General features: G+C 62.7%; 7 protein-coding genes. 4 read left to right on the top strand and 3 right to left on the bottom strand.

Going from position 1 to position 6,477, the window contains the following annotated elements:
• Nucleotides 1-221 precede the first annotated feature (221 nt).
• On the bottom strand, nt 222-812 hold the full coding sequence (locus V6N07_RS14975; protein WP_371157202.1) for a 2-hydroxychromene-2-carboxylate isomerase: 591 nt from the start codon (nt 810-812) through the stop codon (nt 222-224).
• Between the two features lie 163 nt (nt 813-975).
• Between V6N07_RS14975 and V6N07_RS14980 the strand changes: the two genes are divergently transcribed.
• Nucleotides 976-2,010, top strand: coding sequence for a ribose-phosphate pyrophosphokinase (locus V6N07_RS14980; RefSeq protein ID WP_371157204.1), 1,035 nt, complete (start codon nt 976-978; stop codon nt 2,008-2,010).
• 19 nt (nt 2,011-2,029) lie between these two features.
• On the opposite strand, the gene V6N07_RS14985 is transcribed toward V6N07_RS14980, so the two are convergent.
• Nucleotides 2,030-2,272, bottom strand: coding sequence for a hypothetical protein (locus V6N07_RS14985; RefSeq protein WP_371157205.1), 243 nt, complete (start codon nt 2,270-2,272; stop codon nt 2,030-2,032).
• A 137-nt stretch (nt 2,273-2,409) separates the two neighbouring features.
• Between V6N07_RS14985 and V6N07_RS14990 the strand changes: the two genes are divergently transcribed.
• The 3 genes from V6N07_RS14990 to V6N07_RS15000 all read left to right on the top strand — a co-directional run bounded on the left by V6N07_RS14990 (nt 2,410) and on the right by V6N07_RS15000 (nt 5,931).
• The gene (locus V6N07_RS14990; RefSeq protein ID WP_371157207.1) at nt 2,410-3,525 is read left to right on the top strand and encodes a class I SAM-dependent RNA methyltransferase; all 1,116 of its coding nucleotides are present in this window, start codon (nt 2,410-2,412) and stop codon (nt 3,523-3,525) included.
• 229 nt (nt 3,526-3,754) lie between these two features.
• Nucleotides 3,755-4,489: a TVP38/TMEM64 family protein gene (locus tag V6N07_RS14995; protein ID WP_371157209.1), complete on the top strand. Its 735-nt coding sequence runs from the start codon at nt 3,755-3,757 to the stop codon at nt 4,487-4,489.
• Nucleotides 4,490-4,518: 29 nt separating this feature from the next.
• Nucleotides 4,519-5,931 carry an NAD(P)/FAD-dependent oxidoreductase gene (locus V6N07_RS15000; RefSeq protein ID WP_371157210.1) on the top strand — a complete coding sequence of 471 codons (1,413 nt, stop codon included), beginning with the start codon at nt 4,519-4,521 and terminating at the stop codon, nt 5,929-5,931.
• Between the two features lie 17 nt (nt 5,932-5,948).
• Here V6N07_RS15000 and V6N07_RS15005 read toward each other — a convergent pair whose 3' ends face one another.
• Entirely contained in the window at nt 5,949-6,332 is a 384-nt protein-coding gene (locus V6N07_RS15005; RefSeq protein WP_371157212.1) for a YidH family protein, read from the bottom strand.
• Between the last annotated feature and the right edge of the window lie 145 nt (nt 6,333-6,477).

Consider the following 6,477-nt stretch of genomic DNA (forward strand, 5'->3'; position numbering starts at 1 on the left):
AGCAAATCCGAGGGAGCTGGCTCTGTCGCGGCCCTGGTCGCGTTACCTGGCGCCCACCTGTATATACAGGTCCTCGGGAATACATGATCCGACGGCTGCCACGGTTCATCGTCACCCAAGCGGCCCCCACGAGGGGCGCGTGGCTTGCAAGCCTCCAGCGCAGCAGCGCATGGGCCGAAGCGGCGCCCTGCGATGCAGGACGCCGAGGTCTCGCCGAAGCCTCAGCCTTTGGCCAACAATGCCTCCAGATCATCGAGGCTGTTCTGGCCCCAGAACCTTTCATCGCCGACGATGAAGAACGGTGCGCCGAACACGCCGGCATCGACCGCCTCTTCGAGGTTTCTGGCATAGGTCTCGGCCCCCTCCATCATGCCGCTGTTCACGAGCGACCGGTCGAAGCCCGCGGCCTCCAAGGCGTCGGCGATGACGTCATCCTCGGCAATGTCACGTTCCTCGGCCCAGCAGGCCCGTGTCAGGCCGGCCACCAGTGCCCCGATATCGCCGGACCCGTCCCGTGCCGCCGCGATAATGGCATAGGACGACGGGGCCGGATTGGTCGGCCAATGCGCGGGCTTGAGATTGATCGGCATGCCAAGCCGATCGGCCGACCGTTGCATGTCGATCAGGCGGTATTCCTGTCGGCTGGGGTGGCGATCCTTTGGCGGTGTGCCGCCCGTGCGGGCAAACAGGTCCATGATGCTGAGCGGCTTGTAGGTGATCGTGGCCCCGTGCCGCTGTGCCATCTCCTCCAGCCGCGTTCCGGTCAGATAGGTGAACGGGGAAATCGTGGCGAAATAATAGTCGATCTGCATGGCCCTGCTCCTTCGGTTGGCGATGCGAAAGCCCTAGCCCGCGCACATCGTGACGGCAATCATGCCCCATTCGCGCAGCATCGGCGGCAAGCCGCTTGGCCACGGGGGCAACGGGGTGCTAGGCGGACCGCACCTATCTGGCGACGATTCGAAAGGTCTGCCCATGCCCAGCCCCGATCCGAAGATTATCTCCGGCAATGGCAACAGGCCGCTGGCGCAAGCCGTCGCGCGGCGGATGTCCATGCATCGCGGCATGCGGGTGGAACTGGTCGATGCGCGGGTAGAGCGGTTCAACGATCAGGAAATCTTCGTCGAAGTCTTCGAGAACGTGCGTGGCGAGGACATGTTCATCGTCCAGTCAACGTCGAACCCGGCAAACGACAACCTGATGGAACTGCTGATCATCTCGGATGCGCTGCGCCGGTCATCCGCCGCGCGGATCACCGCCGTGATCCCGTATTTCGGTTACGCCCGCCAGGATCGCCGGACCAAGGCCCGCACCCCGATCAGCGCGAAACTGGTCGCGAACCTGATCGCCAATTCGGGGATCGAGAGGGTGCTGACGATGGATCTGCATGCCGCGCAGATTCAGGGGTTCTTCGATATTCCCGTCGACAACCTCTATGCCTCGCCAATCTTCGCGCTCGACATCATGCACAACTTCAAGGGTCAGATGGACGACGTCATGATCGTCTCGCCCGACGTTGGCGGCGTCGCCCGCGCGCGCGAACTGGCCCAGCGGATCGGCGTGCCCTTGGCGATCGTCGACAAACGCCGCGAGAAGGCGGGCGAGGTGTCCGAAATGACCGTGATCGGCGATGTGTCCGGCAAGAAGGTCATCATCGTCGATGACATCTGCGATACGGCGGGCACCCTGTGCAAGGCGGCGGATGTCCTTGCCGATGCAGGCGCGACCGAGGTTCACGCCTATATCACGCACGGTGTCCTATCCGGCCCGGCGGTCGGGCGGATCACCAACTCTCGCCTGAAATCGCTGGTCATCACCGACTCGATCCATCAGCCGGATCCGGTCAAGGCGTGTCACAACATCCGGATCGTCCCGGCGGCGCCGATGTTCACGCAGGCGATCCTGAACATCTGGAACGGCACAAGCGTATCGTCGTTGTTCGATACGTCCACGCTCGAACCGATCTACGAGCCCTTGTACCCCGGCCTCGCCCTCGACAACGGCGGCTGATGCCGGAGGAGCGACGGCGTCAATCCCAGAGGCTGAGCACCAGCAGGATGGGCGAGACGAACGCAACCCATATGCAGAACAGCATCGCGAAATAGCCGCCTTTGTGGTAGAGCTTCATCGTTTCGTTTCCGGGATCCGTCCGCGGCATCGCGCCGCCGGTTTCATTCGCATATGCCGTGCTGGCCTGCACGAAGGTCCGGGCGCGGTCCATCTCCTCTTGCAGTCGATTGCGGTAAAGGGGGGTGAGGTCCTGGGCGTTCATCGAAGTCTCCTGCTGCTTACGGGCAAATGGCGCGCTCTGGGAGTTTGTCCACCGGCCCCCGCCCCAATTCTTCGATGCGCCGAAGATCCCGTGATTGACCCTACCCGTGACGCGACAAAGCGACTACTGCGTCAGCGATGGACCGATTTGAGATCTTTCTGATGGCCCCGCCGGGGTTGGAGCCTGTCCTGGCGGAAGAAGCCCGCGAAGCAGGCTTCGATGTCGCGCAGGTCGTGCCGGGTGGCGTGACGATAGAAGGCGGTTGGCCGGATGTGTGGCGCGCCAACCTGACACTGCGCGGAGCAGGCCGCGTTCAGGCGCGCATCGGAGAATTTCGCGCCTTCCACCTCGCCCAGCTCGACAAGCGTGCACGCAAGTTCCCCTGGGGCGATGTGCTGCGCCCCGATGTGCCGTTCCGGGTCGAGGTAGCAACAAATCGCAAGTCGAAGATCTATCATGCCGGCGCCGCGCAACAGCGGATCGAGACCGCCATCGCCGAGGAACTTGGCGCGCCGTTGGACCCGAAGGCCGACCTGACCATCCGGGCGCGGATCGACGACAATCTCGTGATCCTGTCTGTCGACACCTCCGGACAACCATTGCACAAGCGTGGCCACAAGGAGGCCGTAGGCCGGGCCCCATTGCGCGAAACCATGGCGGCCCTTCTGCTGCGCGCCTGCGGTTATCGGGGGACGGAGCCTGTCCTGGACCCGATGTGCGGCTCGGGCACCTTCGTGATCGAGGCCGCAGAAATAGCAGCCGGCCTTGCTCCCGGACGCACACGCAGCTTCGCGTTCGAAACACTTGCGACCTTCGACGCGGATGCCTGGGCGAAGATGTCCGGATTCAGCGCGCCTGCCCTGCCTGACCTGCGCTTTTACGGGTCAGACCGCGATGCCGGGGCGTTCGGGTCGGCAAATGCAAACGCCGAACGTGCAGGCCTGAGCGACGTCTGCACCTTCGCCAAACGCGCGATCAGCGATCTGGAGGCGCCGGAGGGGCCGCCGGGCCTCGTGATGGTGAACCCGCCATACGGAGCGCGGATCGGGGACAAGAAGCCCCTCTACGGACTGCACGGAGCATTGGGAGAAGTCCTGCGCAGCCGCTTCTGCGGCTGGCGCGTCGGTATCGTCACCAGCGAAGCCTCGCTGGCGCGGGCGACCGGCCTGCCCTTCGCATCCGAGAGCAAACCCATTGCCCACGGCGGCCTGCGGGTGCGCCTGTATCAGACTGACGCCCTGCCGACGCCCTGACCCCCGCAGACGCAGCCGATGGCGGGGCGACCGATACATCCGTGCCAAGGTTACAGCCGACGGCGCATTTCCCGTCACACCTGTAACATGAAGCGTCATGAGGCCCTTCCGGGCACACAAGGACACACGTGCGCGTGAGGGTGGCTATCTTCGTAACGGGCCACGAGGCAGGTAGTTCGGGAAACCGGGCAACCACAGGCCCGCGCCCCTGGACAACGGACAAGACCCCATGCCCGATCGAACGATAGACCGCCCCGAACAGAAATCCGGCATCGCCCGCTATCTGCCCCTTACGGTGATCCTGATCACCGCCCTGATCGGCGCTTTCTTTCTGCGGGACTACCTGTCGTTCCAGACGTTGGCCGACAACCGCGAAGCATTGATCGCCTTCCGGGACGCGAATTATGCCTTGACCGCCGCGGCCTTCATCGGCGCCTACATTCTTATCGTCGGATTCTCCCTGCCCGGTGCCGCCATTGCGACGCTGACCGGAGGGTTCCTGTTCGGCCTGTTCCCCGGGGCAATCTTCAACGCCGTCGGGGCAACCGTTGGCGCGACAGCGATCTTCCTTGCCGCCAAGTTCGGCTTGGGCGATCGGCTTGCGGCCAAGATGGACACGTCTGGCGGTGCCGTGAAGAAGATCAAGGATGGCATCCGCGAGGATGAGACCTCCTATCTCTTCATAATGCGCCTGGTTCCGGCCGTGCCCTTTTTCGTTGCCAACCTGATCCCTGCGTTCGTCGGCGTCAGCCTGACGAAATACGTCGTCACGACCTTCCTCGGCATCCTGCCCGGATCGATTGTCTACACTTGGGTCGGTGCCGGTCTGGGCGAAGTTTTCGCCCGCGGGGAAACACCGAATTTCGGCATCATCTTCGAGCCGCAGATCATTGGTCCGATCCTCGGGCTGGTCGCGCTGGCCGTCATGCCTATCCTCATCAAGAAGTTTCGGCGCAAAGCCTGATCCCCCACGCATTCGGAAGGACCAATCCCATGAAGACAATCAAGACGGACGTATTGGTGATCGGCGCCGGCTCCGGTGGCCTGTCCTTTGCAGCGGGTGCTGCCCAGATGGGCGCGGATGTGACCTTGCTCGAAGGGCACCTCATGGGCGGAGACTGCCTGAACTTCGGGTGCGTTCCGTCGAAGGCGTTGATCGCGGCCGGCAAGCATGCGCACGCAATGAAGACCGGCGCGGCCTTTGGCGTCACCCCCGTTGCCCCCCAGGTCGATTATGCCGCCGCGAAAGCGCACGTTCACAAGGTGATCGAAACGATTGCCCCCGTAGACAGCCAGGAACGGTTCGAAGGCCTGGGCGTCCGTGTGATCCGCGAATACGGCCGTTTCGTCGATGCGGACACGGTCGAAGCGGGCGACCACAGGATCACGGCACGTCGCATCGTCATAGCGACCGGGTCCTCCCCCCTCGTCCCCCCTATTCCCGGCATAGATGATGTCACCGTCTATACGAACGAGACGATCTTCGACCTGACCGAAAAGCCGGATCGCCTACTGATCGTCGGCGGGGGCCCCATCGGGATGGAGATGGCGCAGGCCCATGTTCGCCTCGGCTGCGAGGTCACGGTGATCGAGGGCAGCACGGCCATGGGCAAGGACGACCCCGAAATGGCGAAGATCGTCCTCGACCGCCTGCGCGACGAGGGGGTGAAAATCGTCGAGAACGCCAACGCCGAACGGATCAGCGGCGCCTCGGGGATGATCACCGTTCATACGCCGGAGGGGGATTTCACCGGAACGCACCTGCTGATGGCCGTTGGGCGCAAGGCCAACATCGACAAGCTAGACCTCGACAAGGCCGGCGTCGCATACGATCGGGCGATCAAGGTCGATGCGCATCTGCGGACATCGAACCGCAAGGTCTATGCAATCGGCGACGTCGCGGGCGGTTTTCAATTCACCCATGTCGCGGGCTATCATGGCGCCACGGTGATCCGCCCGATTCTGTTCGGCCTGCCGACCAAGGCCCGGACCGATCACATCCCGTGGGCAACCTATACGGACCCCGAACTGGCACAGGTCGGCCTGACCGAAGCGCAGGCACGCAAGCAACATGGCACGAACCTCGAAGTCCTCCGCTTCCCCTACCATGACAATGACCGTGCGATCGCCGAAGGCAAGACGGAGGGCCTGATAAAGGTCATGGTCGTAAAGGGCAGACCCGTCGGGGCGTCCATCGTCGGCGCTCAAGCCGGAGAGCTCATCGGCCTATGGGCGCTGGTGATCGCCAACAAGCTCAAGATCGGCGCAGTGGCGGCGATGGTTGCCCCTTACCCGACACTTGGCGAAATCTCGAAACGTGCCGCCGGGCAGTATTATGTGCCACGCCTGTTCGAAAGCGACCTGGTCAAACGTGTGGTCCGCCTTGTTCAACGGTTTCTTCCCTGAGGCTTTCCCGGGTCGTGTCAAAGTGTCCAGAGCACGGCCCCAACAGCCACGGCGGAAATGGAGAAAACCGTCGATAGAATTGTAAACAGGGACGTCGACTGGGTGTCGGCGTCATGCGTGTTAAGACGTCCCGAAGCCTTGCAGGCTTGCCGTCTTGCGGACCAGAAGATCATGAGGGCCGCCACGATGAACACGCTGGCGACCAGTTTCGGCACCCAGGTCGGGTCGGCCTCCCGGAAAACAGCGCGCAAACCGACAGCAATGGCGATCGCCGCCATGCCGGTACGCATCCACCCGGCAAATGTCCGTTCGTTGGCTAGCGCCGTACGATCCTCTGCCCAGTTGGTCCGATGTTCGGCCCATTCAGTCGCTTTGTCTTTATCGTCGTCTTGTTCGTTCATCAGTACCGAACGACGGGTATGCGACGTTTGTTCCTGCTGTTTTTATTGTTTTGGTGTGTTTGCGACGCAAGAACCCCCGGTTGGTGTTTATCCAACTGGGGGTTTTTGTGTTTTATTTGTGTTTATGGAGAATTGGTGTGATTTT

This window comes from Jannaschia sp. 2305UL9-9 (assembly GCF_041403465.1).
Taxonomy (GTDB): Bacteria; Pseudomonadota; Alphaproteobacteria; order Rhodobacterales; family Rhodobacteraceae; genus Jannaschia.